This window comes from Pseudomonas sp. CC6-YY-74 (assembly GCF_002025205.1).
Classification (GTDB): Bacteria; Pseudomonadota; Gammaproteobacteria; order Pseudomonadales; family Pseudomonadaceae; genus Aquipseudomonas; species Aquipseudomonas paeninsulae.
Map to the genome: position 1 here is coordinate 4,679,950 of NZ_CP019947.1, position 26,374 is coordinate 4,706,323.

Genomic DNA, 26,374 nt, shown 5'->3' on the forward strand with positions numbered 1-26,374 from the left:
TTTCCTGTTCAAGGCGGCTGCCCTCCTATGCACTGTCCCTTCTGCGGTGCCAACGACACCAAGGTCATCGATTCGCGCCTGGTCGCCGAGGGCGGGCAAGTGCGTCGTCGGCGCGAATGCCTGGCCTGCGAAGAACGTTTCACCACCTTCGAAACCGCCGAGCTGGTGATGCCGCGGCTGATCAAGCAGGACGGCAGTCGCCAGCCGTTCGACGAGGAAAAACTGCGTGCCGGCATGCAGCGCGCCCTGGAGAAACGCCCGGTGAGCATCGAGCGTCTGGAGGCGGCCATTGCCCATATCAAGCACCAGCTGCGTGCTACCGGCGAGCGCGAGATCAAGTCGCTGGTGCTCGGCGAGTTGGTGATGAGCGAATTGCAAAAGCTCGATGAGGTCGCCTACATCCGTTTCGCCTCGGTATACCGGCGCTTTCAGGATCTCAACGAATTCCGTGAGGAAATCGACCGGTTGTCCCGCGAACCCGCGAAAGAGCAATGATGAGCTTCGACCATGCCTGCATGGCCCGCGCCCTGGAGCTGGCCCGCAAAGGCCTGTATTCCACTCACCCGAATCCGCGTGTCGGCTGCGTCATCGCCCGCGACGGGCAGGTCGTTGGCGAAGGCTGGCATGTGCGCGCCGGTGAGCCGCATGCCGAGGTGCATGCGCTGCGCCAGGCCGGTGTGCAGGCGCGTGGCGCCACCGCCTATGTGACCCTGGAACCTTGCAGCCATCACGGCCGCACCCCACCGTGCGCCGATGCGCTGGTTGCCGCTGGCGTCGCGCGGGTGGTGGTGGCCATGCAGGATCCCAACCCGCAGGTCGCCGGCAATGGCCTGGCGCGCCTGTTGCAGGCCGGCATTGCAGTGCACAGCGGTGTGCTGGAAGCAGAAGCGCGGACGCTCAACGCCGGCTTCATCAAACGCATGGAGCAGGGTTTGCCCTTCGTGCGGGTCAAGTTGGCGATGAGCCTGGACGGCCGCACCGCCATGGCCAGCGGCGAGAGCCAGTGGATTACCGGGCCGGCTGCCCGCGCCGCCGTGCAGCGCTTGCGGGCCCGCGCCAGCGTGGTGCTGACCGGCGCCGACACCGTGTTGGCGGACCACGCCCGCTTGACCGTGCGCTCCGATGAGCTGGGCCTGGATGCCGAGCTGACGGCGCTGGCGGCGACCCGGCCGCCACTGCGAGTGCTGGTCGATGGCCGCCTGCGGGTGCCGCTGGATGTGCCTTTCTTTCAGGCCGGCGCGACCCTGGTGGCGACCTGCGCGGCGGCGCTGGCGCGTGAGCGCTACCTGGACGCCGGTCACGAGCTGTTGGCCGTGCCGGGCAGTAGCGGCCATGTCGATCTGCACAAGCTGCTGGCCGAGCTGGCCGGGCGCGGGGCCAATGAAGTCCTGGTTGAAGCCGGTCCACGTCTGGCCGGCGCATTCGCCCGCGAGGGCCTGGTCGATGAGTATCAGTTGTTCGTCGCGCCGAAGTTTCTCGGCTCCAGTGCGCGGCCGTTGCTCGAGTTGCCGTTGGCGCGCATGGCCGAGGCGCAGGCGTTGAAGATCGTCGAGATACGCGCGGTCGGTGACGACTGGCGGATCATTGCGCTGCCGCAGCGCGAGGGTTGACGGCTTCGCGGTTTCGACGGCTGGGTTAGGCGCCAGATTGAACGCAGCTAAGCCGCCGATTGTTGCGCGCCGTCCCCCTGCGTGTCGGCGCGAGCGGGTGAAAAGCTGGGTGGCGCGGACGGCCCCTGGCCATTCCGGCTGGCTATGGAGGGCGTGCGCGCGGCGCCAGATTGGCCATCGGCCAGCGCAGGCTGTCGCGGGGCGATGCGCCCGGGCGGCAATTATGGTAAAACGCGTCTCGGCCACCACGGTGGCCGTAACGTTCTCAGGGCGGGGTGTGATTCCCCACCGGCGGTAATGGCGCTCAATTGCCTAGCCCGCGAGCGCTTGCCCAGGTTGTGTAAGCAACCGAGCAAGGACAGCAGACCCGGTGTGATTCCGGGGCCGACGGTATAGTCCGGATAAAGAGAGAGCGGGATTCCCTCCTCGGGCGCGACATGCGTACCCGTGAAATCCCTATCGATCGGCATTGCCCTGTTTTGCTCAAAACAGGAGTTCATTCATGCTGTTCAACATCATCGTCACTCGTGTACCGGAGGACCCATGTTCACCGGCATAATCGAATCCATTGGTAACATCCGTGCGCTGACGCCCAAGGGCGGTGACGTGCGCGTCTATGTGGCCACAGGCAAGCTCGACCTGGGCGACGTCAAACTGGGCGACAGCATCGCGGTCAACGGCGTCTGCCTGACCGCGGTGGAGCTGCCCGGCGACGGGTTCTGGGCCGATGTCAGCCGCGAAACCCTGGCGCGTACCGCCTTTATCGACTTCAAGCCCGGCAGCCAGGTCAATCTGGAAAAGGCCCTGACGCCATCCAGTCGCCTCGGCGGTCATCTGGTCAGCGGCCATATCGACGGAGTGGGTGAAGTGATTGCCCGCGCCGATAACGCTCGCGCCGTGCAGTTCACCATTCGCGCGCCGCGCGAGCTGGCCAAGTACATCGCCTACAAAGGCTCGATCACCGTCGACGGCACCAGCCTGACCGTCAATTCGGTGAATGGCGCCGAATTCGAGCTGACCATAGTGCCGCACACCCTGGCCGAGACCATCATGGTCGACTATCGCCCCGGTCGGCAGGTCAACCTCGAGGTCGACTTGCTGGCGCGTTACCTGGAGCGTCTGCTGCTCGGCGACAAAGCCGCCGAGCCAAACGCCTCGGGCATGACGGAACACTTTCTGGCCGAACACGGCTACCTGAAGAATTGAAGGAATAGCCTCATGGCTCTCAATAGCATCGAAGAACTGGTTGAAGACATCCGCGCCGGCAAGATGGTCATCCTCATGGATGACGAGGACCGCGAGAACGAAGGTGACCTGATCATCGCCTCCGAGTGCGTTGGCGCCGAGCACATCAACTTCATGGCGCGTTTCGCCCGCGGCCTGATCTGCATGCCGATGACCCGCGAGCGCTGCGAGACCCTCAAGCTGCCGCTGATGTCACCGCGCAACGGCTCCGGTTTCGGCACCAAGTTCACCGTCTCGATCGAGGCGGCCGTCGGTGTCACCACCGGTATTTCCGCCGCCGACCGTGCATGTACCGTGCAGGCTGCCGCGGCCAAGCACGCGGTAGCCGACGACATCGTCAGCCCCGGCCATATCTTCCCGCTGATGGCCCAGCCCGGTGGTGTGCTGGCCCGTGCCGGCCACACCGAGGCGGCCTGCGACCTGGCGCGCATGGGTGGCTTCGAGCCGAGCGGCGTGATCTGCGAAATCATGAACGACGATGGCACCATGGCCCGTCGCCCCGAGCTGGAAGAGTTCGCGGCGCTGCACGACATCAAGATCGGCACCATCGCCGACCTGATCCACTACCGGCTGATTCACGAGCGCACCGTCGAGCGCGTCAGCGAGCAGATCCTGGATAGCGAACTGGGCCAGTTCAACCTGGTGACCTACCGCGATTCGGTGGAGAACGATGTGCACATGGCGCTGACCCTGGGCACCATCTGTGGCGATGAGCCGACGCTGGTGCGGGTGCACAACATGGACCCGCTGCGCGACCTGTTCATGGTCAAACAACCCGGCCGCTGGAGCCTGCGTGCAGCGATGACGCAAGTCGCCAAGGATGGCAGCGGCGTGGTGTTGCTGTTGGGCAACCCGCTGACCGGCCAGGACCTGCTGGCGCATCTGGAACGGCAGTTGGGCGCTGAGACGAAAGTGGTTAACCCGACCACTTACAGCACCGTCGGTGCCGGCTCGCAGATCCTCCGCGACCTCGGGGTGCGCAAGATGCGCCTGATGAGTTCGCCGATGAAGTTCAATGCGATATCCGGTTTCGACCTGGAAGTTGTAGAATACCTGCCCGCTGAATAACGACCGCCGCGCTACTGCGCTTGGACATACTGCGTTGCAAACAGGCTCGGCTTGCTCATTTACACCAGTAAACTCTGCAGCCTCGCCTGTTTCCGCCTTGTCTGTCCTGCGCTCGCTACGCGCTGTTCCGTTGGACTATGGATTTTTTGCCCCCTGGCTCTTTAACGCTATATGAGAATTGTTTTATGACCCTGAAGACCATCGAAGGTACTTTCATTGCCCCCAAGGGCCGCTTCGCCCTGGTGGTCGGCCGCTTCAACAGCTTCGTTGTCGAAAGCCTGGTAAGCGGCGCCGTTGACACCCTGGTGCGCCACGGCGTGAGCGAAAGCGACATCACCATCATCCGTGCACCGGGTGCCTTCGAAATTCCGTTGGTGGCGCAGAAAATCGCTCAGCGCAGCGAGTTCGACGCGATCATCGCCCTGGGTGCGGTGATCCGTGGCGGCACCCCGCATTTCGAATACGTGGCTGGCGAATGCACCAAGGGCCTGGCCCAGGTGTCCATGGAGTTCGGCGTACCGGTGGCCTTCGGCGTACTGACCGTCGACTCCATCGAGCAAGCCATCGAGCGTTCCGGCACCAAGGCCGGCAACAAGGGTGCGGAAGCTGCTCTGTCCGCCCTGGAAATGGTCAGCCTGCTGGCGCAGTTGGAGGCCAAGTGAGCCAGAACGACGGTAACCAGCCAAAGCCGCAGCCACCCAAAGGCCCGAAAGCGCCGAGTGGCAAAACCCTGGCGCGTCGTCAGGCGCGCACCCTGGCCATGCAGGCGTTGTATTCCTGGCATATGGCCGGTCAGCAAGTGAATGAAATCGAGGCGCAGTTCCGCGTCGATAACGATTTCAGCACGGTCGACGGCGCCTACTTCCACGAAATCCTGCACGGCGTGCCGCGGCAGAAAAGCGAGATCGACGGTGCCTTCGAGGTCCTGCTCGATCGCCCGATCGCGGAGATCGATCCAGTTGAACTGTCGATTCTGCGTCTGTCGACCTACGAGCTGAAGAACCGCCTCGATGTGCCCTATCGCGTGGTGATCAACGAAGGTATCGAGTTGGCCAAGGTGTTCGGAGCCACCGACGGGCACAAGTTCGTCAACGGCGTACTGGACAAGCTGGCGCCACGCCTGCGAGCCGACGAAGTCCGCGCCAACCGGCGCTGATCGCTCTTGACGCGCTGCCGCGAGTTGCGGCTGCCGGGCATCCGCCTGGTCGCCGTTGCTGATTCGCTGCAGCGGGCATTGCATCTGTCAGGAGTTGCCGTCTTTGGGTGAGTTCGAGCTGATCCGTCATTACTTCGCCGCGGCGTCCTGTGCACAGGCCGGCGCAGGCGTGGCGCTGGGCATCGGCGATGACTGCGCCCTGTTGGAGCTGCCGGCTGGCGAACAGCTGGCGGTATCCACCGACACCCTGGTTACCGGGGTGCATTTTCCCGAATCAGCCGATCCTTTTCTGCTGGCTCAGCGTGCGCTGGGCGTGTCGGTCAGTGACTTGGCGGCCATGGGCGCGACGCCCATCGGCTTCACCCTGGCCTTGACTCTGCCCCGCGCCGAACCGGCCTGGCTGCAAGCCTTCGCCCGTGGCCTCGATCGGATGGCGCAGGACTGTGGGTTGCGCCTGATCGGTGGCGATACCTCGCGCGGACCATTGAGCCTGACCCTGACGGTGTTCGGTCGGCTGCCCCGCGGCCTGGCCTTGACCCGCTCCGGTGCCCGGGTCGGCGATTTGCTCTGCGTTGGCGGTGAGTTGGGCGATGGCGCCGGCGCGTTGCCGCTGGTGCTCGGTCAGCGTCAGGCGCCAACGGCGATTGCCGAGCCCTTGCTGGCGCGCTATTGGTCGCCGCAACCGCAACTGGCGTTGGGCCAGGCGCTACGCGGCAAGGCCACGGCGGCGCTGGATATCTCCGATGGCCTGCTGGCCGACTGCGGGCATATCGCCCTCGCCTCGGGCGTGGCGCTGTTGATCGAACAGGCGCGCCTGCCGCTGTCGCAGGCGCTGCTGAGCTTGCTCGGTGCCAGTGGCGCGCGTGACTGCGCGCTGAGTGGTGGTGACGATTACCTGTTGGCCTTTACCCTGCCGGCTGAGCATCTTGCCGGCTTGCAGGCGCAGGGCTGGCCGATCCATGTGATTGGTCGCGCCGAAGCCGGGTCGGGTGTACAGCTGTTGGATCAACGCGGTCAATCCATCACCCCGCAGGCGCGGGGCTATCAACATTTTGGGAGTGACGGTGACTGAACCGCTAAGCGTGCCGCCATCGGTATGGCGCAATCCGTGGCATTTCATCGCCTTCGGCTTTGGCTCGGGCACCTTGCCCAAGGCGCCGGGCACCTGGGGCTCGCTGGTGGCGCTGCCGTTTATCCCGCTGTGGCAGATGCTGCCGGACTGGGGCTACTGGCTGATGCTCGGCGTCACCATGCTGTTCGGCTTCTGGCTGTGCGGCAAGGTTGCCGAAGACCTGCGCGTGCATGACCATGAGGGCATCGTCTGGGACGAAATGGTCGGCATGTGGATCACCCTGTGGCTGGTGCCGGAAGGCTGGGGCTGGTTGCTGGTGGGTTTCCTGATGTTCCGCCTGTTCGACATCCTCAAGCCCTGGCCGATCAGCTGGATCGACCGCCACGTGCATGGCGGTGTCGGCATCATGCTCGACGATGTGCTGGCCGGGGTGTTCGCCTGGCTGGCCATGCAGTTGCTCGTGTGGGGCTGGGTCAATGGTCTGGCGGCGGGGTTGGGGCTGTAAGCGTGCCGAGGTCGATCATGGGCTGGGGGCTGGCGACATTGCTGGCCGTGTTGAATTGTTCCGTGGCTTATGCCGAGTCGGTTCTGCCTCAGGATATTCGCCTGGCCAGCGACGTCTGGAAGGATCATACCCATGCCGACGGTACAGGCCTGGCGTGGGATATTCTGCGCCAGGTGTTCGAGCCGGAAGGTATCAAACTGGTGATCCAGAGCGTGCCTTATACCCGCTCGATTGGCCTGGTGCAGCGCGGCGAGGCCGATGCCTGGATCGGTTCCTATCACAATGAGGTGGACGAGGGCGTGCTGTACCCGCGCTGGCATTACGATACCGACCAAATCAGTGCGCTGGGATTGATCGAACAGCCGGTGCCAACCTTGGTGACGCTCGGCGAGTTCCGCCTGGTGTGGATGCGTGGCTATGAATATCAGCGTTATCTGCCGAATTTGACGCGCTACCGGGACGTCCAACGACAAAGCGATATTCTCAATATGCTGAATCTTGGCCGTACGGATTTTTATATCGATGCGCGCGATGAGGTCGACGAGGTGCTCGCTGCCGCCAGCGACCCGGCGCGCTACCGGATTACCGAGCTGACCCGTTTGCCGCTGTATCTGGGGTTTGCCGATAATCCGCGTGGTCGGGCGTTGGCCCAGTTGTACGATCGACGCATGGAGCAGCTGGTCGAATCACACAGCTTGCGGCCACTGTTCGAGCGCTGGCAGCAACCCTATCCCTTCGATTAACCGAATGTGAGAGTCTGATGCGTGGACTGAAATTGTTGACTGTCGCGGCGCTGCTGCTGGCCTGCGGGTCGAGCTGGGCGGCGCCCCGGGTGCTGGTGGTCGGCCTGTTTCCCGGCGCCGCGGTGCTCAATGTCGACGGTCAGCGCAAACTGGTGAAAGCCGGCCAGACCGGGCCCGGTGGGGTGGTGGTGGTCAGTGCCGACAGTCGCGGTGCCGTGTTGCGCGTCGATGGCGTGGAGCGTGCCTATGGCCTGAGTCGTGAATACAGTGATGGTTTTGCCGAGCCGAGCACGCGTCAGCTAAGCATTGCCAAAGGCATTGGCGGGCATTATTGGGTCGCCGGTTCGGTGGACGGCCAGCCGATGCAGTTCCTGGTCGATACCGGTGCCACCTCAGTCGCCCTCAACGATGGACACGCTCGCCGCCTGGGCATCGACTACCGCGTGGTCGGTCGGCCACTGCAGGTCAGTACTGCCAGCGGCACCGTGCGCGGCTGGCGGGTCAACCTCAACAGCGTCAAGGTCGGCACTCTGGAAGTGCTGGGCGTCGAGGCGGTGGTGCTGGAGGGTGGCTCGCCCACCGAAGCGTTGCTCGGCATGAGCTTCCTCAGTCGGGTCGGCTGGCGAGTGGAGCAGGACCTGCTGGTGCTGGAGTCCAAGCTCTAAGCTGCACATGAACATCCAGGCGGCCCGGCCTGGCTTGCAGCTTGCGGTTTATCCGATGCTTATCATCGGTAATTCAGGCTGACCCGCCAGCGGGGGCTGCTGTTACAATGCGCCCTCGCAAATTTCCAGCCCTTATCTATTTAGGAGCATCCGGTGTCCGTCGTATTCGTCGCCGCCTCCCAGCTGCCTACCCCGTTCGGGGTGTTTACCATGCATGGTTTTCTCGAAACGGCCACGGGCAAGGAGCATGTCGCGCTGACCTTTGGCGATGTCGCCGATGGCGAGCCGGTGCTGGGGCGCCTGCATTCCGAGTGCCTGACTGGCGATGCGCTGTTCAGCCTGCGCTGTGACTGCGGCTTCCAGCTCGAAGCCGCGATGCGTGCAATTGCCGCCGAAGGGCGTGGCGTCCTGCTCTATCTGCGTCAGGAGGGCCGAGGCATTGGCCTGCTGAACAAGATCCGCGCCTATGAGCTGCAGGATGGCGGCGCCGATACGGTTGAGGCCAACGAACTCCTCGGTTTTGGTGCCGATCAGCGTGAATACGTGATCTGCCTGCCGATGCTCGAACACCTGCACATCAAAGCTCTCAAGTTGATGACCAACAACCCGCGCAAGGTCAAGGCGCTGGGCGATATGGGCATCAACGTGGCCACTCGCGTACCGCTGCAGATCGAGCATAACCCGCACAACAAGAAGTACCTGGCGACCAAGGCCGGCAAGCTCGGGCACATGCTCGGCAGCCTGCATCAGGGCGAGGTCGAAGAAAGCCTGTGACCCGCGCCAATGTGCGCCGTCGCCTGGCGCTTGCCTGGTGGTGGCAGCTGGCGGTGGTTCTGGCGCCGCTGTTTGTGCTTAACCTGCTGTTCGGTGCGGATCAGCACGTCGGTGTGCTGAGCATGCCGATGTTCATCGCCGGCCTGGCTTCGATGTTCGTCAGCCTGCCGCTGTTCCATGCCTACAAGCACGCGTTGATCGCCACCGAAAAAGCCCTCGACAGCCCAGAAGAGCCTGCCGCCTGGTTGGCCTTGGCCGCGCGGCGCCGGCTGGCCCTGCTTGGTGCCGGCTTACCGGCCTGGATTGCCGCCATCGCGGTGTTTGCCGGGCTGGAGGCGATTCCGCTGATCCTCCTGGCGCTGTCCAGCGCCGTCCTGTTCTACCTCTACCGCATTCCCCGTCAGCTCGGCTGATGCGCCGTCTTTGCGCCTGTTTGCTCGCGTTGCTGGCCTGGCCGGTGAGCGCGGTCGAGCGGGTGGTCAGCCTGGCGCCCTCCCTGAGTGAAATCGTCGTGGAGCTGGATGCTACCGATTTGCTGGTCGGCGTGCTGGACGGCGGCGAGCGGCCGGTGGCGCTGGCCCATCTGCCCTCGGTGGGGCGGTATGGGCAACTGGAAATGGAAAGCCTGCTCAAGCTGCAACCCGATCTGATCCTGTTGTGGCCGGACAGCATCAGCAGTGCCCAGCGCCAGCAGCTGGCGCGTTTCGGCATCCCGCTGCTGATCACCGAGCCGCACAAGTTGGCCGACTTAGCCGAGCAATTTGCCGAGATCGGCGCGCGAATCGGTCGCGCCGAACAGGGCCAGCGCCTGAGTCGGCAGTTCAGTCAGGGGCTGGCCAGGCTGAGCCAGCACTACCGGCGTGAGCGGCCGTTGCGCCTGTTCTACCAGGTATGGGATGTGCCGCTGTACACCATCGGCGGGCAGCAGATCATCAGCGATGCCCTGGGGGTGTGCGGCGCTGAGAATATCTTTGTCGATCTCGACTTGCCCGCGCCGCAGGTCAGCGTGGAAGCGGTGTTGCAGGGTAATCCTGAGGTGATTCTGGCCAGCCAGCAACGCCAGCTGGATGCCTGGCACATCTGGCCTGGTGTGCCGGCAGTTGCGCGTAAGCAGTTATGGTTGGTGCCGGATACCGGCCTGGAACGGCCGAGCTTCCAGATGCTAGGGGCGATAGAGCGCTTGTGCGAGAAGTTAGCCAGGGCGCACTAGCGGCCTGAACGACCAGACCCCGCAATTGCGGGGTCTGGTCGTTGCTGGTGGTGGCTTAGAAACGGTAGCCAGCACTCAGCTGCACTTGCTCTTCCGCCGCCGGGTAGCGGCCGTAGAGGTTGGCATATACGTTGTGCTGCTTGCCGGTCAGGTTGTTCACCCGCAGCTTGCCGGTGAACTGGCGGTAGTCATAGACCAGCGCGGCATTGAGCAGGGTGTAACCGCCTTCGCGCGGCTGGCTGTGGGCGTCGTCACCGGAAAGGTACTGCGCGCCGGTGTACACCGCCTCCAGTTGCGTATTCAGGCCTGGAAGCAGGCGGTAGCCCAGCTGGATGCTGGCGCTGTGGCGAGCCACCCCCGGCACCTCATTGCCCTTGGCGCTGCCGGCGCGGTACTCCGCATCGGTAAAGCTGTATTGGCCGCCCAGGCTCAGGCGCTCACTCAACTGGCGCTGGCCTTCGAGCATCAGGCCTTCGCGGCGGGTCTTGTCCAGGTTGATATTCGCACCTACGCCGCTCCAGCTTGAAGGGTTGGCGATCAGTGGGTCATACAGCAGCTCATCTTGCAGGTCGAGGCGATAGACCGTCAGCTGATAGCGCTGAATATTGTCCTGCCACTCGACCCCACTCTCCCAGGAAACACCGGTCTGTGGTTTGAGGAACGCGACCTGAGGCAGAACAAATCCGTTGTCGTCCACATTGGCCCAGCGCAGCACATCCTCGCGCTTGAAAAATGTGCGGATCTGTTGGCTGGCTTGCCAGTTCAGGCCAATGCTGGTGCTGTCTTCACGGTCGCGGTGGGTCTTGCCAGCGGCCTTGTTGCGGTCGTCCGCTTCGCTGCTGCGGTAACCGACAGTGAGGGTGACGTCGCGACCAAGGCCCTGGCTCAGCTGGCTGTACCAGTCGCGCTGAGTCTGGTGGAAATCGGTACCCCAGGAGGCCTGCGAATCGCCAGTAATATGATCGTGGCCCAGTAGCCATTCGGCATCACCCAGGCTGTCATCGAAGCGTGCGGTGATGCGTGGGCTGTAGCTTTTGGTGCGGGTGTCCTGATCGAAGGAGCTGCCAAATAAACTCCCCACTCCGTCCTGATCGCTGAGGCTGTAGTCGAAGTCAGCGGTCCAGATATCGTCCAGGCGTTGCTCGATGGCGAAGCGCTGTACCTGGGTCTTGCGGTCGTTCCAGTCGCTGGAATTACTCTGTTTGCGGTCCTGGCGACTCTGCGTGAGGGACAGGGCGTTGGGGAAGAGCAGCTCATCGTCCACCGTCTGGTATTCGTACAGCGCGTGGCCGCTGTCATGCTCATAACGCAGGCGGGCGAAGGCGTTGCTGTAGCTGGCGTTGTTATGGTCGCGGTAGTTGTCGGCAGTACGCGACTCGCCGCTCAGGTAGGTGGAGAAGCCCGCCCCGAGCTGCTGATAGACATGGCCGCGCAGGGCTTCCAGGTCATGGCTGCCGCGACTGGCTTCCAGATAACCGCCATTGCTGCGTGGGGTGCGCGTGACGATGTTGATCACCCCGCCAACCGCCTGGTCGCCGTACAACACTGTGCCCGCGCCGCGAATGATCTCAATGCGCTCGATATTGGCCAGGGGCACGCTGCTGAGGTCGGCACCTGCCTGAGTGGGTTGGTTGAGGCGGCGGCCATCCACCAGAATCAGGGTGTTGTTCACCGCGTTCTCGCCAAAGCCACGCAGGCTGAAGGTGGCGCGGCTGCCGTCGCCAATGGCGTCGCGGACTTGTATACCGGCCTGGCCGCGCAACACCTCGATCAGCGAGCTTGCAGCGCTGGCTTCGATCTGTTTGCGCTCGATGACCCTGATGCTCGCCGGAGTTGGGGCTTGCAGCGGTGTGCCGCGGCTAATGACCATGGGCTGAGCCTGATAGGGCTCGGCAGGTTCGGCATGAGCAGCCAGCGGCAGCAGCGCTACAGCCAGGGCAATTCGGGACAATTTCATCGGTAAAACCTCAAAAGACAGAAAACTTTTGAGGAGGGCAGGGACAAGCACCGGGCGAGGAGGCGATAGCCAGCGCTTGACGGTGATGCCCTCCGCAACACCAGTCACTTCACGCCGAGGCAGGTCTCCGGGCTGCCGACTGGCACTTTCCCGCCTTCCCAGGCGAACCCAGTGGCGTATCGAGAAAGCGTGCGCGTGAGCGCTGTCGGTTACCGTTGCGGGGGCAGCGCAGGCATTGCGGCAGTCGAATCGACGGCTACGCACCTGCTTCCCTTTTCACGCCTGGGCCTTGCGGCTGTCGGCGACCTCGGACAAGTAAAACGCCGCGCACCATAAACGTACGCAGCGGCTAAAGCAATTCATGCGCTAGGACAGGGAGCGTGGCTGCGGCCCTTTATGCGGCAAAGTCTGCACGGTGGGTTGCAGCCCACCGCCCGCGCCACGCCACGCTTGCGATCAGGTCGAGAGGCTCGCCAGGCGTTGACGCACCGCCTCCTCGATACCGGCTTGGTCGAGGCCGCACTCGGCGAGCATCTGCGCCGGCTTGGCATGTTCGACGTAGTAGTCCGGTAGGCCCAGGTGGAGCATCGACTTGAGGATGTTCTCACGGGCGAGGAATTCGCTGACCGCACTGCCGGCGCCGCCCATGATGCTGTTCTCCTCGATGCTCACCAGCAGCTCGTGGTTGGCGGCCAGTTCACGGATCAGGGCTTCGTCCAGCGGTTTGACGAAGCGCATGTCGATCACCGTGGCGTCCAGGGTTTCGCCGACCTTGAGCGCTTCGGCCAGTTGCACACCGAACACCAGCAGGGCCACGCGTTGGCCCGTGCGGCGAATGACGCCCTTGCCGATCGGCAGGGGTTCAAGCGCTGTTTCGATGGGCGCGTTCGGGCCGCCGCCGCGCGGGTAGCGCACTGCCGCCGGGCCGTCGAACAGGTAGCCGGTGGTGAGCATGTGGCGCAGTTCGTTTTCGTCGCTGGGGGTCATCACCAGCATGCCGGGGATGCAGCGCAGGTAGGCCAGGTCGAAACTGCCGGCGTGGGTCGGGCCGTCTTCGCCGACCAGGCCGGCGCGGTCGATGGCGAACAGCACGTCGAGGTGCTGCACGGCGACGTCGTGGATCAACTGGTCGTAGGCGCGCTGCAAAAAGGTCGAGTAGATCGCTACCACCGGTTTGGCGCCGTCGCAGGCCATGCCAGCGGCCAGGGTCACGGCGTGCTGTTCGGCGATCGCGACGTCGAAATAGCGCTCGGGGTAGCGCTCGCTGAAGGCCACCAGGTCCGAGCCTTCCTTCATCGCCGGGGTGATGCCGACCAGGCGTCGGTCCTCGGCGGCCATGTCGCACAGCCACTGGCCGAACACGCTGGAATACTTGGGGCCGCCCACTTTCTTCGGGGCGGCGGCCGGGGCGTTGATCGGGTCCAGCTTGGTGATCGCGTGGTAACCGATCGGGTCGGCTTCGGCCGGGGCGAAGCCCTTGCCCTTCTTGGTCACCACATGGAGGAACTGCGGGCCTTCCAGGTCGCGCATATTGCGCAGGGTGGCGAGCAGGGTCGGCAGGTCGTGGCCGTCGATCGGGCCGATATAGTTCCAGCCCAGTTCCTCGAACAAGGTGCCGGGGACCAGCATGCCTTTGGCGTGTTCCTCGGTCTTGCGCGCGATCTCCCAGGCGCCGGGCAGGCGCGAGAGGATCTTCTTGCTGCCCTCGCGCATGCTCGCGTAGGTGCGGCTGGAGAGGATCTTGGCCAGGTAGTTGGACAGGCCGCCGACATTCTGCGAGATCGACATGTCGTTGTCATTGAGGATCACCAGCATGTTGGCGCTGATGTCTGAGGCGTGATTGAGCGCCTCGAACGCCATGCCGGCGGTCAGCGCGCCGTCGCCGATCACTGCCACGCTCTTGCGCTTGCTGCCTTGCAGGCGTGCGGCGATGGCCATGCCGAGGGCGGCGCTGATGCTGGTGCTGGAGTGGCCGACGCCGAAGGTGTCGTACTCGCTCTCGGCGCGGCGCGGGAAGGCGGCGATACCGTCTTTCTGCCGCAGGCTGGCCATGCGTTCGCGGCGGCCGGTGAGGATCTTGTGCGGATAGGCCTGATGGCCGACATCCCACACCAGACGGTCGTCCGGGGTGTCGAAGACGTAATGCAGGGCGACGGTCAGTTCGATCACCCCAAGGCCCGCGCCGAAATGCCCGCCGGTCTGGCCGACCGTGTAGAGCAGGTACTGGCGCAGTTCGTCGGCCAGGGTTTCCAGCTCGGCTTCGCCCAGACGGCGCAGCTTATCCGGCGTATTAGCGCGGTCGAGCAGGGGCGTCAGTGGGCGTTCGCGCGGAATCTCGTGGAAGGTCGTCGGCATCAGGCTGATCGTTATAGGTGTAAAAGATGCGGCAGTTTACCCGAAGCGCCGGGAACTGCCCAAACAAGCTGCGGGCTCCTGCAAAAGCATGGCCCGATGCGCTGCACAGTGCCTAGCTCGGCTTACATCCGGGCTAGCAGCCTGTCGGACTTGACCGTCCGTAGCGAGGGGAAGACCGGTTTGCAGCAGTTTTTGCGCGCTTTTGAGGCGAATAGTCGCTCTATTTAACGAGAAAGCGCGCAAAAAATGATCAAATCCGGCTTTTCCGCAGTAGGGCAGTGTTAAGTCCGACAGGCTGCTAGGCAGGGCGTCTTACCAACTATCGACAGAGCGCTTCTTGCCCGCGCGCGCAGCTGGCTTGGGCACGGCATTCAGCCCGCGCACCAGCCAGGCACGGGTTTCGACCGGGTCTATCACGGCATCTATTTCCAGAAAGCTGGCCATATTGATGCCCTTGCCGCTCTGGTAGGCCTTGGCCACCAGCTTGTCGAACAGCTGTTGGCGCGCGTCAGGCTCCGCCACAGCCGCCAGTTCCTTGGCAAAACCCAGGCGTACCGCGCCCTCCAGGCCCATGGCGCCGAACTCGGCGCTGGGCCAGGCGATGGTGAACAGCGGCGAGTGGAAGCTGCCGGCGGCCATGGCCTGGGCGCCGAGGCCGTAGCCTTTGCGCAAGACCACGGTAAACAACGGCACCGTCAGGCTGGCGGCGGCGACGAACATGCGCGACACATGGCGCACCGTGGCCTGTTTCTCCGCCTCCGGACCGACCATAAAGCCGGGTGTATCGCACAGCGACAGCATGGGGATATCGAAGGCGTCGCACAGCTGCATGAAGCGCGCGGCCTTGTCGCCGGCCAGCGCATCGATGGCGCCGCCCAGGTGCGCGGGGTTGTTGGCGAGCAGGCCGAAGGGCCGGCCTTCGATGCGGATAAAGGCGGTGATCAGTCCGGGGGCGAACAGCCGGCGCAGTTCCAGCACCGAGCCGGCGTCGGCCAGGGTGGCGATGACCTGGCGGATGTCGTAGACGCGCAGGCGGTTTTCCGGGATCAGCTGGCGCAGCTCGCGTTGATCGGCGCACTGCCAGTCAGGCAGCGCGCCCTGGAAGTAGCTCAGGTACTGCTTGGCCACCCGCACCGCTTCAGCCTCGTCGGCCACCTGCACATCGATCACCCCGTTCGGTCCCTGCACCGAGACCGGGCCGACCTCTTCGGGCTTGAAGCTACCCAGGCCGCCGCCCTCGATCATCGCCGGGCCGGCCATGCCGATGGTCGCGTTGGCGGTGGCGATGATCACATCGCAGCAGCCGAGCAGCGCCGCATTACCGGCAAAGCAGCGCCCGGAGACCACCCCGACCAGCGGCACCAGCCCGGACAATTTGGCCATGCCGACGAAGGTGTGGCAGTCGAGGCCGGCGACGCCGACGAAATCGCTGTCGCCGGGCCGGCCGCCGCCACCCTCGGCGAATAACACCAAAGGCAGGCGCCATTGCTCGGCGAGGCCGAGCATGCGGTCGGTCTTCTTGTGGTTCATCACCCCCTGGGTGCCGGCGAACACCGTGTAGTCGTAGGCGATGGCCATACAGCGCGCGGCCTGGCTGCCGAACAACTCGGCGTTGACCGTGCCGATCCCGCTGACCAGGCCGTCGGCCGGACTCTGCTCGATCAGTTCCTCCAGCGAGCGCCGGCGCCGTTGGGCGGCCAGGGCCAGGGCGCCGTACTCGCTGAAGCTGCCGGCGTCGAGCAAGTCGGCGAGGTTCTCGCGCACCGTCCGTTGCCCGGTCTTGCGCCGCTTGGCCACGGCTTGCGGGCGGCGTTCGTCGCGGGTGATGGCGTGGCGTTCGAGCACTTCGGCCAGATCAGCGCGGATATGCTCGAGATCCAGGCTTTGCTCGCTGTGGCTGTGCGCCGCAGCGACCTCGGCCGGTTCGATAAACAGCAGCGGTTGGCCTTCGCCGACCGCACTGCCGGGCTGCACGGCGAGGGCGCGAACGATGCCGCTGTGGCTGGCCTTGACCACGAACTCCATCTTCATCGCCTCCAGCACGGCGATGCTCTGGCCGACCGCCACGGCGTCGCCTGCGGCCACCTCCAGGCACACCAGCACGCCGCTGCTGGGCGCGTGCAAGGGCAGGCAGCCGGGCGGTGCATCGAGCGCCTGTTGCACCGCACCGGCCGCCGCCTGGCTGCCGGCAAAGAACAGGTGCGGATGGGCCTGCTGTTGTGGCGCGAGCAATCGCTCCAGCTGGCTTTCGACGAAGCGCGTGCTGACTCGATTGGCAGCGACTTCTGGCAAGCGCAGCAGGTTCTGCAACAGGTGCAGGTTGCTCGCCACGCCCTCCAGGCGGAACTCGCAGAGCGCGCGGTAGGCGCGGCGCAGTGCGCTCGGGTAGTCCGGGGCATGGGCGATCAGCTTGGCCAGCAGCGAATCGTAGCTGGGGCTGACCGGGTAGCCGGCGTAGCCGTAACCATCGACGCGCAGGCCGGGACCGCTGGGCGGTTCGTAGGCCGTCAGGGTGCCGCTGGCCGGCCGGGTGCTGCCGTCGGCGTTCATGCTCTCGAGGTTGATCCGCAGTTGCACGGCGCAGCCATTGATCGGCGGCGGCTGCAGTAGATGCAGTTGCTCCAGGCTATGCCCGGCGGCCAGCCTGAGTTGGGTCTGCAGCAGGTCGATGCCGGTGACCTGCTCGGTCACCGTGTGCTCGACCTGGATGCGCGGGTTGGCCTCCATAAAGTAGAAGCGCTCGGGCTGCTGGTTATCCAGGAGGAACTCGAAGGTGCCCAGGCCCTGGTACCGCGCCGCGCCGGCCAGTTTCAGCGCGGCGGCGATCATCCGCTCGCGGGTAGCGGCAGGCAAATCCGCGCTGGGGGCGATCTCCAGCAGTTTTTGCTGGCGCCGTTGCAGGCTGCAATCGCGCTCCCACAGATGGCTGACCGCGCCGGTGTGGTCGCCCAGCACCTGGATCTCGATATGCCGGGCATCGCGCACCAGCTGCTCGACATACAGCGCGTCACTGCCGAAGGCCGCGCGCGCTTCCGACTGGCAGCGGGCGAAGGCTGCGTCCAGCTCGGCTGCCGCGAACACCGGGCGCATGCCGCGTCCGCCGCCACCGGCCAGGGCCTTGAGCATCACCGCGGCGCCGTCGCCGAGGCTGCGCAGGAAGTCGCGGGCCTCGTCCAGGGTCACGGCGCGGTTAAGGCCAGACACCAGCGGCACCTCGCAGCGCTCGGCCAGCGCGCGCGCGGCGGCCTTGTCGCCGAACAGTTCCAGCACCTCGGCACTGGGGCCGATAAAGCACAGGCCGGCGGCCTGGCAGCGGCGAGCAAACTCGGCGTTCTCGGCGAGAAAACCGTAACCGGGATGGATCGCCTCGCAGCCTTGTTCCTGGGCGATAGTGATCAACTGGTCCATATCCAGATAGGCCGGCACACCACGGCCCTTGAGGGCGACCGCGCTGTCGGCCTTGCGCAGATGCAGGGAGGCGCCGTCGTCCTCGGCGTACACCGCCACCGAGCGGATGCCCAGTTCGGCGGCGGCGCGGGCGATACGGATGGCGATCTCGCCGCGGTTGGCGATCAGCAGGGCGGCAAAGGGCATGGCGGCTCCGGAGGGTGCGCCGTGCGCACCTGTTGGGTTGATTGGGGCGAAGGGGCTAGAGCAGGGCTTCCAGCTCGTTCTTTTTCACCTTGCCGGTGGCGGTCAGCGGCAGGCTGTCGAGCAGGCGGATCTGCGGCACCTTGTAAACCGCCATGGCCTCGCGGCACCAGGCCTGCAGGCTGTCTGCGCTGGCGTCGCTGCCGGGTTTGAGTACCACGAAGGCCACCGGGCGCTGGCCGCTGTGTTCATCGCTGCGGCCGAGTACGGCGCTGGCGAGGATCGCCGGGTGCTGGCCGAGCAACGCCTCCAGCTCGCTGGGAAATACGCTCATGCCATTGACCTTGAGCATTTCCTTGCGTCGGCCGAGGTAGCGGATAAAGCCCTGCGCGCTGATCTGGCCGAGGTCGCCGCTGTGCAACCAGCCGTCTTGCAGGGCGGCGGCGGATTCTTCCGGACGATTCCAGTAACCCTTGAGCAGCGACGGGCTGCGCAGGCACAGCTCGCCTTCGCCACCGAGCGGCAGCAGTTCACCGGTGGCGAAGTCGCAGACTTTGAACTGGGTGCCCGGTACCGGCAGGCCGACGAAGGTCGGCGCGCTCTTGAGGTCGAAGTCATCGTCCTGCAGGCCGGCGGTGAAGGTGTCGCAGGTGTGGCTCTCGGTCATGCCGAAGCTGAATTCGAACAATGTGGTGCCGGTCAGCGCACGCCACTGGCTGCGGTACTCGGTGGTGAGCTTCTTGATAAAGGAGATGCTGCCGGTCTGCTGCAACGAACTGAAATCGAAGTCGCCGACCTGCGGGTGCTCCAGCACCTCGGCAGCGTTGTCCACCAGCAGGCCGCAGTGGCTGACCCGGTAGTGTTCGACCGCCGCCATGAAGGCCGGGGCGTCCCAGCGCGCCAGCAGCACCAGCTGGCAGCCGCTGAACACCGGGAACAGCAGGCCGGCGTTCTCCCCGGCGATCCAGAATTCCGGGAGGAAGTTCAGCAGCACGCTGCCCGGGTGCAATCGCAGGGCTACCGCGAGGAAGCTGGCGCAGGTGTAGAGCATATCGCCATGGCTATGCACGCAGCCCTTGGGCAGGCCGGTGGTGCCGCCGGTGTAGTTGAGCGCGGCGATGTCGGCCAGCTGCGGACGGTGCGCTGGCGTTGGCGTCTTGCAGGCGGCGAGCGCCGGGTAGAAGTCGATGAAGTCCTCAGCCATGACCTTAGGCGCCAGCAGCAAATCGGGCACCGGGATGCTCGGCTCAGCCGGGCACAACTCGGACAGGCTGGTCGCCAGCACATGGGCAAGCTGGCAGTCCTCGCGCACTGCCCGCACCACCGGCAATAGTTGGTCGAAGCAGAGAATCATGCGCGCGCCGCTGTCCTTGAGCTGGTAGCCCAGCTCCAGGGCCTTGCTCAGCGGGCTGACCGGCGCATAGACCGCGCCGCACTTGAGGATGGCGTAGAAGGCGATATGCAGCTGCGGGCAGTTGGGCATAAACACCGCCACCCGGTCACCCGGTTCGATCCCCAGCTCCACTAGCAGCGCGGCGCAGCGGTCGGACTGCTGGTCCAGCTCGGCATAACTCAGGCGCATTCCGTAGAAGTCCAGGGCCGGCGCCTCGGGCTGCAACCGGGCCCAGGCGCGCAGGTACTCGGACAACGGCTGCTGGCCATGCGGGTAGTGCGGCTCGCGCGGTGTGCCGGCCGGCCAGGCGGCGGCTTGCAGTGCGGCCAGCTGTTCGAGGTAGGCCTCTTCGGTCATGGCGGTGCCCCTGTTGTTTTTGTCTGCGGGCATCTTAGGTGGCTGCGCCGCCGGGCAGAACTGATGCTTATGCATCGCCATCCATGAATGCTATGCATGGTTGCTTCAAGGTTTGGCGCTGCTAGGCTCCAGGTGATTCGAAGAGTGCGCTAATAACCATGAATAAAACGCATGAATGGCCAGCCCTGGAACGCCTCGACCTCAACCTGTTTCGCGTGTTCGAGGCGGTCTACCGCGAGCGCAATCTGACCCGTGCGGCGCTGGGGCTGCACCTCAGCCAGTCGGCGGTCAGCCATGCCCTGGCGCGCCTGCGCGAGCAACTGGGCGATCCGCTGTTCGTCCGCGAGGGCCGCGGGGTGGCACCGACGGCCCTGGCCGAGCAGCTGGCCCCGGGGATTCAGGATGCGCTGAGCGGCCTGCGCCACAGCGTGACCCGCGGGCGGCTGTTCGACCCGCGATGCGACAGGCGCAGCTTCACCCTGAACATGCCGGAGCAGATGGAGCCGCTGGTGCTGCCGGCCGTGCTCGGCCATCTGCAACGGCTGGCGCCGCAGGTGGAGCTGCGCAGCGGCAGCCTGCATTGGGCCGAGTTGCGGCGCGAGCTGGCGATCGGCCGAGTCGACCTGGCGGTGGAAATTGCCCGGCCCACCGATGCCGAGCTGCGTCAGCAACTGCTGCTGCAGGACCCGCTGTGCGTGGTCGCCGGGCCGGCCTTCGGCGGCGAGCTGAGCGCCGAGCGCTACCTGGCCGCCGAGCATGTGGCGGTTACTTCGCGGCGCCGTGGCATCTGCGTCGAAGACCTGGCCCTCGGCCATTTGGGCCTGGTCCGCCAGGTGCGCCAGCGCTGTCAGCATTATTTGACCGCGGCGCTGCTGGTGGCCGAAAACGACTGGCTGCTGACCATGCCCAGGCGCTATGCCGAGTTGATCAACGCTGGGTTGGGCAACCGCTTGCTGGCGATGCCCCTGCAGCTGCCGCCGGTGACCCTCAACCTGTATTGGTCGCGCCAGGCCGAGAACGAGGCGGGCAGCCAATGGCTGCGCGGGCAATTGCTGGAGTTGGCGCGGCAGCGGTTTTGATCGGGTGACTGCTGTATCCGATTAAGGTGGGCGTTCGCTCGCCCTCTTCGTAGGCGCGGGGGGACGCCTAGTTGCCATGCCCGCGATGCTTTTTGCAGGCATGCCCTATCGCGGCCATGGGCCGCTCCTACGAAACGCCCAAAAACCGTAGCCCAGCGCAATCCGGGAGCGCTGGTCGGCACTGGAGTTCCCCGGACTGCATCCGGGCGACAAGGGCGTCAGTTGCTCTAGTGCTGGCGTTCGACGATATAGCGGGCCAGTTCGCGCAGCGGTTCGGCGGGGTAGCCGAAGGGGCGCAGGGCATGCAGCGCCTGATCGCGCAATTCCAGGGCGTAGGCCTTGGCTGCGTCGAGGCCGAGCAGCGCCGGGTAGGTCGGCTTATTGTGGGCCTGGTCCTTGCCCTGAGTCTTGCCCAGGGTGGCGGTGTCGCTTTCCACGTCGAGGATGTCGTCTTGCACCTGGAATGCCAGGCCGATGGCCCGCGCATAGCTATGCAGGGCCGTGAGCGTGCGCTGGTCGGCGCGGGCGCTGGCCAGGGCGCCTAGGTGCACGCTGGCTTCGATCAGGGCGCCGGTCTTGTGCCGGTGCATGATTTCCAGCGCCGTTTGATCGAGTTTCTGGCCGACCGAGCCGAGGTCGATGGCCTGGCCACCGACCATCCCCGCAGGGCCAGCCGCCTGGGCCAGGCGGCTGATCATGGCCAGGCGCAGTTCGGCGCTCTGTGGATTGCGTTGGGCATCGGCGAGCACTTCGAAGGCCAGGCTCTGCAAGCCATCGCCGGCGAGGATGGCCACGGCCTCGTTGAATGCTTTATGGGTGGTCGGCTGGCCACGGCGCAGGTCGTCGTCATCCATCGCCGGCAAATCATCGTGTACCAGCGAGTAAGCGTGGATCAGCTCGACCGCGCAGGCCGCACCATCGGCCTGTTCAGGATCGCCGCCGAGGGCTTCGCAGGCGGCGTAAACCAGCAGCGGGCGCACCCGTTTACCGCCGTTGAATACGCTGTAACGCATGGCCTGGTAGAGCTGCTGCAATTGGCCGTGCGGGGTTTCGAGCAGACTTTCCAGCGCCGCATCGACCTGGCGTTGGCACTGCGCCTGGTAGGTCTCGATCATGCTTGTCGTTCCGCGTCGAAGGGGGCTTCCTCCAACTCGCCATCGCGTTCCATGAGGATCTGCACTTTCTGCTCGGCCTGAGCCAGGGCAGTCTGACAGTCGCGGGTCAGGCGAATGCCTTGCTCGAAGGCAGTCAGCGAGTCTTCCAGCGACAGCTCGCCGTTTTCCAGGCGCTCGACCAGGTTCTGCAAGTCGGTGAGGGATTGCTCGAAGTCGAGTGAGGCTTTTTTACGGGCCATGGCGGGCATTCTCTGGCGGTGGCTCGGGTAGGCATTGTAACCGGCGCGACACTAGCAGGCCACGCCGCACGGGCAAATCGACGGTCGTCGCACAGGGTGAGGCAGGCCGCGGCAGCATCCACCCCCTCCCTCATCCGGAGAAATAGGTCACCCAGAAATAATAGATAGTCATGCTGCTACCCACCAAGATAACCAAGGCGCGCAGCAGCGCTGGCGGCAAGCGCTGGCCCAGGGCACCGCCGGCATAGCCGCCGAATGTCGCGCCGACCAGCAGGATCACCAGCTCGTACCAGCTGACCCGTCCGGCGACCACGAAGGTGATGGTGGCGACGCTGTAGATCACCGCCGAGATCAGGTTCTTCAGAGCATTGGCGCGGCCCAGCGGGTGGCCTTCGATGGAGAATGCCGCCAGTTGCAGGATGCCCATGCCGGCACCGAAATAGCCGCCGTAGATCGACACGCCGATATGCGCGGCGAGTGACAGCTTGCTGTGCGGCGGTTGTGCGGCTTCGGCGCGGCGTGCGGCCAGCCAGCGGCTGAGCCAGGGACTGGCGGCGAACAGCGCGGTGGCGGTGAGCAGTAACCAGGGGATCAGATTGGCGAACACAGCATCGCCGCCGGCCAGCAGCAACAGGCCGCCGAGCAGGCCGCCACATAAGCCAGCAAACAGCAGCGGCAGCAGATAGCGGCCCAGTGGGCGCAGCGATGCCCGTGCCGCCCAGGCGCCGGCCAGGCTGGCGGGCCACAGCGCCACGGCATTGGTGGCGTTGGCCGTGACCGGCGGCAGACCGGCCGCGAGCAAGGCTGGAAAGGAGAAAAAGGTACCGCCGCCGGCCAGGGCATTCATGCCGCCGGCGGCGAAACCGGCAAGCACCAGCAGGAGGATATCGGTGGGGATCATTCAGGGGCCGCGCAAATAGACGACAGCATACTCAGGTCGTTGGCGCCGACCAAGCCAGCGGATGAGGAGCGTGCTGAGTGCCTGTGCAGCAGTCGACTTCGTCGTCGATCGCTCCTTAAGGTAAATGATCTAAAGGTTGGCATGCGAGCCGATGGATTTGCCGTGTCAAAAGACGTAGTGGCTCATCGGCATCGGCCGGCCCAAGAGAAAGCCCTGCACGTTGTTGACGCGCAGGCTGCGCAGCAAGGCGAGCTCTTCCTCGGTTTCCACGCCTTCGGCGACCACTTTGCTGCCCGTCTCTTCGGCGAAGCGAATCAGCGCTCCCGCCAGGGCGCGATAGTCGGTGTTGCTGGTTATGTTTTGGATCAGGCTTCTGTCGAGTTTGATCACATCGGGCTTGAGCATAAGGATATGACGGAAGCTGGCGTAGCCGGCGCCCGCGTCGTCCACCGCCAGCAGCATGCCTTTTCGCCGTAGTGGTTCCAAGGCCATAGCAATCGAGCCGTAGTCCTCGACCGATATGTGCTCGGTTACCTCCAGCATCAGTCTGGTTAAAGGCTGCTCGACCAGCGCGTGAGCAAGGGCGCCGCAGAGGATGGTGCTTGGTGAGGCGTTGAGCGAGATATAGGATTCTTCCGGAAAATGCTTGAGGCCTTTCAGCGCTTCTTCAATGGCCATAATCTCGAGTTGTACCTCCAGCTCGACTTCGGCCGCCTCGCCAAACCACAGATCAGGAGGGCGCTGCGGTTCACTGGGGAAGCGAGCGAGCGCTTCGTAGCCCACCACCTTGTCTTGAGCCACGTTGATGATGGGCTGGTAGACGATGTTAATCAGCCTGTTGTTCAGCACTGAGGTTATCTGCGCCCTCATTTCGTCGTGGCGTTTCGTGCTGAGGACCTGCTTTTCGATTAAGCGTCCCGAAAAGTCAGCAAACAGGCGCAGGGTGCAGAGATCGCTATCGTTCAGCGTGTAATTGGGTTGGGAGCTGAAGCAGCAAAAGGTGCCGTACAGTGAGCCGTCGCTGAAATGGATGGGCACACCCATATAAGCGCCGATGCCCAGGGCTTGCGTCACTGGCAGTGCCATGGCTTCGGGTACTTGAGCGGTATCCTGAATCAGCTCCGGGAAGCGGCCATCGACGATTCTCTGACAATAGCTGTCTTCCAGTGGGTCGGCGTTCCCCACACAGACCAGCGTCGGATAAGGGTGTGCGTCGGTATGCCTAAATACGCGCAATCCGTTCTGGAACGTGGAGATGAAGGCAACCTCCATCTTTAAATTGGAGCGCACGACATGCAGCGCCTCCGCAAGAATTTCATCCAGCAAGGGGGATTGGAGTCCAGGCCAGTCAAGGGAAATATCAAGTTTACGTCCAATGATGAATGGCTCATTGGCGTAGGCCGGTCAATCGTTATCATGAATCTCTTCCTAGATTTCGCTGCAGGCAGCATTTTCCGGCACATGGAGGCTGACGGCTTTCAATTCAACAGGTCAGGCGGGGAGCCTAACCCGGCTTAGGATCGTCGATGCGGTGAAGTCGGGGCCATGAGCCATGAGCATTGCCATCTGCTGACTCGATTTTCCAGAACCCGTTGTGCGGCAATATCCACTGGTGCGAAGTCGAGTCGCTGCTGCATCACTTGGGCGCCACGCTCGAGCCTATCCTCGCTGCGCGCTTTCGCGTGCCGTTGAACCAACACGAGTTCATCCTGCGCCGCCCGCACCACCAGCGCAACGTGTACAGTAAGCAGGACATCAAGCCTCTGCGCGACTGCTTGACCAGGCCGGTCTTGATGACCTGCAGTCCGGCTGAGCCGGGCCGGTCTAGTGGTTAACCACGGAGGGGGCGCGACAGGCATGGCTCGCGGCTTGATGATCCTCGGTGCAGCGCTGTTGCTGCTGGCCGCGCTGCTGCATTTTGCGCCCTGGCTGTGGCACTGGTTGGCCGCCCGCCGGGCGATACCCACATCGAGTCCCGGCACGGGCGGGTGTTGATTCCCCTGACCTCGATGCCGACTCTCAGCATCGTTCTGACCCTGCTGGTCAACCTGTTCCGCCGCTGGCCCTTGGGCTCGGCCGCTTCAGTGCGCTCGCCACAGGCGCAGGTAGCTGGCTTCATGGTCGCGCTGCGCGCCACTGGCGGCCTGTGGTGGGTGCCGCACTGGGTGTCGCGGGTCACCAGCAGCGGCCGGGCGGCTTGCCAGCACCCTGGATACGCTCGTGGGTAATCGAAAATTCCCGCTGGATACGGCTGCCCTCGACCACGCCCCAACCTGCTTCGCACAAGGCCGGATCGATCAGTTCGGCGCGGGTTTCAGCTTCGTTCACGGCAATATCCTTTTGGCATCATGGCCGGATAGTAACCATTGCCGACGCGGGATTAGAAGGCAAAGGAGCGGCTGTTGCCAGGTTTATAGGGCACTGATCAACGTCAGGCTTGCGTGGGAGGGGCTTTAGCCGCGATTGACTTGAATGCGCTGAAAGCGTCGCGGCTAAAGCCCCTCCCACCCAGATCACGACCTATATAAACCGGCGATGCAGATCGGGGAATATTGCCTGGGCAAACCACACCGGCAGGCCAGGCTCCACTTTCCGTGACTTGGGCGTAGGGCTGAGCACAATACCCAGCGCGATCAGGCGCTTGAGCTCTTCAATCGCCAGGCGCTCGTTCAGGCCGAGAAAGGTCTTGAAGGTCGCGCGTGGCATCGCGGCCATGCTCAGCAGCGCATGCACGGCCGGGGCCGAGCCGGGGCGGACTTTGGCAGCGATTATCCGCTCATGGTTTTTGAATAGCCGCTCGACCCGCGCACGCATGTTTACCGGATCAACCGCCTCGGTCATGTAGTCGATCTGATCGATACAAGCGTCCAGCATAAAACGGATAAAGCCCAGGTAGTGCTTGAGCGAGAGCTGGCCGCGGCCGTCAAGATCGCCTTCGCGTGGCCGGTCGGCATTGGCCATCATCGCGTAGTACTCGGACTGACGCCGGGCCAGGCCTCGCGACAGCGACCACAGGTTAGGCCGCAGGTCCAGAAACACCAGTTGCAGATGGGTAATCAGTCGTACCAGCCGGCCATTGCCATCCATAAACGGATGAACCCAGGCCTGGCGATGGTGATAGGCCAGGGCGGTAATCAGCCGGGTGCGCGGGTCGGGGTAACGGCCCATCAGCTGTTGCAGCAGCGCCAGCATGTGCTCCACCACCCGCGCATCGGGCGCCAGATGGTTAGCCACCTGCACCTGTTTGTCTGGCTCCGCGCGCAACTTGCCCGGCACTGAATAGCGTTCGTTGTCATGCAGCTTTAGCTGCTCCTGTGGCGCGCTTTACGGTGCGTGCAC

26 protein-coding genes and 2 riboswitches are annotated in these 26,374 nt (G+C 64.5%); of the genes, 16 read left to right on the forward strand and 10 right to left on the reverse strand.

The window, feature by feature from the left end:
• Positions 1-27 precede the first annotated feature (27 nt).
• From nrdR to B2D37_RS21385, 13 genes are all read left to right on the forward strand, one after another.
• Positions 28-495 (forward strand): transcriptional regulator NrdR, encoded by a 468-nt coding sequence (gene nrdR / locus B2D37_RS21320; protein ID WP_079204571.1) that lies wholly within the window; start codon positions 28-30, stop codon positions 493-495.
• A complete protein-coding gene (gene ribD / locus B2D37_RS21325) occupies positions 492-1,610 on the forward strand; it encodes a bifunctional diaminohydroxyphosphoribosylaminopyrimidine deaminase/5-amino-6-(5-phosphoribosylamino)uracil reductase RibD (RefSeq protein WP_079204572.1) in 1,119 nt (372 codons plus the stop codon). The genes nrdR and ribD overlap by 4 nt, the downstream gene beginning before the upstream one ends.
• A gap of 257 nt (positions 1,611-1,867) precedes the next feature.
• A riboswitch (FMN riboswitch) is annotated at positions 1,868-2,028 on the forward strand.
• A gap of 125 nt (positions 2,029-2,153) precedes the next feature.
• Positions 2,154-2,816 (forward strand): riboflavin synthase, encoded by a 663-nt coding sequence (locus B2D37_RS21330; RefSeq protein ID WP_079204573.1) that lies wholly within the window; start codon positions 2,154-2,156, stop codon positions 2,814-2,816.
• Positions 2,817-2,828: 12 nt separating this feature from the next.
• Entirely contained in the window at positions 2,829-3,923 is a 1,095-nt protein-coding gene (gene ribBA, locus B2D37_RS21335; protein ID WP_079204574.1) for a bifunctional 3,4-dihydroxy-2-butanone-4-phosphate synthase/GTP cyclohydrolase II, read from the forward strand.
• A gap of 185 nt (positions 3,924-4,108) precedes the next feature.
• Positions 4,109-4,585: a 6,7-dimethyl-8-ribityllumazine synthase gene (gene ribE, locus B2D37_RS21345; RefSeq protein WP_079204576.1), complete on the forward strand. Its 477-nt coding sequence runs from the start codon at positions 4,109-4,111 to the stop codon at positions 4,583-4,585.
• A gap of 68 nt (positions 4,586-4,653) precedes the next feature.
• A complete protein-coding gene (gene nusB, locus B2D37_RS21350) occupies positions 4,654-5,079 on the forward strand; it encodes a transcription antitermination factor NusB (RefSeq protein WP_256573217.1) in 426 nt (141 codons plus the stop codon).
• A 103-nt stretch (positions 5,080-5,182) separates the two neighbouring features.
• Positions 5,183-6,151 (forward strand): thiamine-phosphate kinase, encoded by a 969-nt coding sequence (thiL, locus tag B2D37_RS21355; protein WP_079204578.1) that lies wholly within the window; start codon positions 5,183-5,185, stop codon positions 6,149-6,151.
• Positions 6,144-6,656: a phosphatidylglycerophosphatase A gene (locus B2D37_RS21360; protein WP_256573112.1), complete on the forward strand. Its 513-nt coding sequence runs from the start codon at positions 6,144-6,146 to the stop codon at positions 6,654-6,656. The genes thiL and B2D37_RS21360 overlap by 8 nt, the downstream gene beginning before the upstream one ends.
• Positions 6,657-6,673: 17 nt before the next feature.
• Positions 6,674-7,399, forward strand: a complete 726-nt coding sequence (locus B2D37_RS21365) for an ABC transporter substrate-binding protein (RefSeq protein ID WP_079204579.1) — start codon at positions 6,674-6,676, stop codon at positions 7,397-7,399.
• A 17-nt stretch (positions 7,400-7,416) separates the two neighbouring features.
• Complete coding sequence (locus B2D37_RS21370; protein ID WP_079204580.1) at positions 7,417-8,064, forward strand: TIGR02281 family clan AA aspartic protease; 648 nt, start codon at positions 7,417-7,419, stop codon at positions 8,062-8,064.
• A gap of 153 nt (positions 8,065-8,217) precedes the next feature.
• Complete coding sequence (gene ribA, locus B2D37_RS21375; RefSeq protein WP_079204581.1) at positions 8,218-8,838, forward strand: GTP cyclohydrolase II; 621 nt, start codon at positions 8,218-8,220, stop codon at positions 8,836-8,838.
• A complete protein-coding gene (locus B2D37_RS21380) occupies positions 8,835-9,251 on the forward strand; it encodes an MFS transporter (protein WP_079204582.1) in 417 nt (138 codons plus the stop codon). Before ribA ends, B2D37_RS21380 begins: the two co-directional genes overlap by 4 nt.
• Positions 9,251-10,048 (forward strand): cobalamin-binding protein, encoded by a 798-nt coding sequence (locus tag B2D37_RS21385; protein ID WP_079204583.1) that lies wholly within the window; start codon positions 9,251-9,253, stop codon positions 10,046-10,048. The genes B2D37_RS21380 and B2D37_RS21385 overlap by 1 nt, the downstream gene beginning before the upstream one ends.
• Before the next feature lie 55 nt (positions 10,049-10,103).
• Here the strand turns inward: B2D37_RS21385 and B2D37_RS21390 are convergent, their stop codons facing one another.
• From B2D37_RS21390 to B2D37_RS21405, 4 genes are all read right to left on the reverse strand, one after another.
• A complete protein-coding gene (locus B2D37_RS21390; RefSeq protein WP_079204584.1) occupies positions 10,104-12,005 on the reverse strand; it encodes a TonB-dependent receptor in 1,902 nt (633 codons plus the stop codon).
• 100 nt (positions 12,006-12,105) lie between these two features.
• A riboswitch (cobalamin riboswitch) is annotated at positions 12,106-12,330 on the reverse strand.
• A 131-nt stretch (positions 12,331-12,461) separates the two neighbouring features.
• Positions 12,462-14,360, reverse strand: coding sequence for a 1-deoxy-D-xylulose-5-phosphate synthase (gene dxs, locus B2D37_RS21395; RefSeq protein WP_079204585.1), 1,899 nt, complete (start codon positions 14,358-14,360; stop codon positions 12,462-12,464).
• A 312-nt stretch (positions 14,361-14,672) separates the two neighbouring features.
• Positions 14,673-17,954 (reverse strand): carboxyl transferase domain-containing protein, encoded by a 3,282-nt coding sequence (locus B2D37_RS21400; protein ID WP_079204586.1) that lies wholly within the window; start codon positions 17,952-17,954, stop codon positions 14,673-14,675.
• Positions 17,955-18,009: 55 nt separating this feature from the next.
• Positions 18,010-19,701, reverse strand: coding sequence for an AMP-binding protein (locus B2D37_RS21405; protein WP_079205062.1), 1,692 nt, complete (start codon positions 19,699-19,701; stop codon positions 18,010-18,012).
• Positions 19,702-19,859: 158 nt separating this feature from the next.
• On the opposite strand from B2D37_RS21405, the gene B2D37_RS21410 reads away from it, so the two are divergent.
• Positions 19,860-20,780, forward strand: a complete 921-nt coding sequence (locus B2D37_RS21410; protein WP_079204587.1) for a LysR family transcriptional regulator — start codon at positions 19,860-19,862, stop codon at positions 20,778-20,780.
• A 227-nt stretch (positions 20,781-21,007) separates the two neighbouring features.
• Here the strand turns inward: B2D37_RS21410 and ispA are convergent, their stop codons facing one another.
• From ispA to B2D37_RS21430, 4 genes are all read right to left on the reverse strand, one after another.
• Entirely contained in the window at positions 21,008-21,895 is an 888-nt protein-coding gene (ispA, locus tag B2D37_RS21415; RefSeq protein ID WP_079204588.1) for a (2E,6E)-farnesyl diphosphate synthase, read from the reverse strand.
• Entirely contained in the window at positions 21,892-22,134 is a 243-nt protein-coding gene (locus B2D37_RS21420) for an exodeoxyribonuclease VII small subunit (RefSeq protein WP_079204589.1), read from the reverse strand. Before B2D37_RS21420 ends, ispA begins: the two co-directional genes overlap by 4 nt.
• 130 nt (positions 22,135-22,264) lie before the next feature.
• Positions 22,265-23,035 (reverse strand): sulfite exporter TauE/SafE family protein, encoded by a 771-nt coding sequence (locus B2D37_RS21425; protein ID WP_079204590.1) that lies wholly within the window; start codon positions 23,033-23,035, stop codon positions 22,265-22,267.
• A 165-nt stretch (positions 23,036-23,200) separates the two neighbouring features.
• The gene (locus tag B2D37_RS21430) at positions 23,201-24,361 is read right to left on the reverse strand and encodes an EAL domain-containing protein (protein WP_256573113.1); all 1,161 of its coding nucleotides are present in this window, start codon (positions 24,359-24,361) and stop codon (positions 23,201-23,203) included.
• A gap of 233 nt (positions 24,362-24,594) precedes the next feature.
• Between B2D37_RS21430 and B2D37_RS21440 the strand changes: the two genes are divergently transcribed.
• The gene (locus B2D37_RS21440) at positions 24,595-24,870 is read left to right on the forward strand and encodes a hypothetical protein (protein ID WP_079204593.1); all 276 of its coding nucleotides are present in this window, start codon (positions 24,595-24,597) and stop codon (positions 24,868-24,870) included.
• A 96-nt stretch (positions 24,871-24,966) separates the two neighbouring features.
• Positions 24,967-25,263 (forward strand): DUF2905 domain-containing protein, encoded by a 297-nt coding sequence (locus B2D37_RS21445; protein ID WP_256573114.1) that lies wholly within the window; start codon positions 24,967-24,969, stop codon positions 25,261-25,263.
• Here the strand turns inward: B2D37_RS21445 and B2D37_RS23250 are convergent.
• Entirely contained in the window at positions 25,211-25,363 is a 153-nt protein-coding gene (locus B2D37_RS23250; RefSeq protein ID WP_154067135.1) for a hypothetical protein, read from the reverse strand. The genes B2D37_RS21445 and B2D37_RS23250 overlap by 53 nt on opposite strands.
• A 192-nt stretch (positions 25,364-25,555) precedes the next feature.
• Positions 25,556-26,311 (reverse strand): Fic family protein, encoded by a 756-nt coding sequence (locus tag B2D37_RS21450; protein WP_256573115.1) that lies wholly within the window; start codon positions 26,309-26,311, stop codon positions 25,556-25,558.
• Positions 26,312-26,374 lie beyond the last annotated feature (63 nt).

What these genes read in the sequence shown, in the direction of transcription:
- B2D37_RS21385 (WP_079204583.1), top strand. Translation starts at nt 9,251, where the DNA reads ATGCGCCGTCTTTGCGCCTGTTTGCTCGCGTTGCTGGCCTGGCCGGTG.
- B2D37_RS21330 (WP_079204573.1), top strand. Translation starts at nt 2,154, where the DNA reads ATGTTCACCGGCATAATCGAATCCATTGGTAACATCCGTGCGCTGACG.
- nrdR (WP_079204571.1), top strand. Translation starts at nt 28, where the DNA reads ATGCACTGTCCCTTCTGCGGTGCCAACGACACCAAGGTCATCGATTCG.
- ribE (WP_079204576.1), top strand. Translation starts at nt 4,109, where the DNA reads ATGACCCTGAAGACCATCGAAGGTACTTTCATTGCCCCCAAGGGCCGC.
- ribD (WP_079204572.1), top strand. Translation starts at nt 492, where the DNA reads ATGATGAGCTTCGACCATGCCTGCATGGCCCGCGCCCTGGAGCTGGCC.
- ribBA (WP_079204574.1), top strand. Translation starts at nt 2,829, where the DNA reads ATGGCTCTCAATAGCATCGAAGAACTGGTTGAAGACATCCGCGCCGGC.
- B2D37_RS21370 (WP_079204580.1), top strand. Translation starts at nt 7,417, where the DNA reads ATGCGTGGACTGAAATTGTTGACTGTCGCGGCGCTGCTGCTGGCCTGC.
- ispA (WP_079204588.1), bottom strand. Translation starts at nt 21,895, where the DNA reads ATGATCGAGACCTACCAGGCGCAGTGCCAACGCCAGGTCGATGCGGCG.
- B2D37_RS21390 (WP_079204584.1), bottom strand. Translation starts at nt 12,005, where the DNA reads ATGAAATTGTCCCGAATTGCCCTGGCTGTAGCGCTGCTGCCGCTGGCT.
- B2D37_RS21420 (WP_079204589.1), bottom strand. Translation starts at nt 22,134, where the DNA reads ATGGCCCGTAAAAAAGCCTCACTCGACTTCGAGCAATCCCTCACCGAC.
- dxs (WP_079204585.1), bottom strand. Translation starts at nt 14,360, where the DNA reads ATGCCGACGACCTTCCACGAGATTCCGCGCGAACGCCCACTGACGCCC.
- B2D37_RS21425 (WP_079204590.1), bottom strand. Translation starts at nt 23,035, where the DNA reads ATGATCCCCACCGATATCCTCCTGCTGGTGCTTGCCGGTTTCGCCGCC.
- B2D37_RS21365 (WP_079204579.1), top strand. Translation starts at nt 6,674, where the DNA reads ATGGGCTGGGGGCTGGCGACATTGCTGGCCGTGTTGAATTGTTCCGTG.
- B2D37_RS21400 (WP_079204586.1), bottom strand. Translation starts at nt 17,954, where the DNA reads ATGCCCTTTGCCGCCCTGCTGATCGCCAACCGCGGCGAGATCGCCATC.
- B2D37_RS21405 (WP_079205062.1), bottom strand. Translation starts at nt 19,701, where the DNA reads ATGACCGAAGAGGCCTACCTCGAACAGCTGGCCGCACTGCAAGCCGCC.
- B2D37_RS21410 (WP_079204587.1), top strand. Translation starts at nt 19,860, where the DNA reads ATGAATAAAACGCATGAATGGCCAGCCCTGGAACGCCTCGACCTCAAC.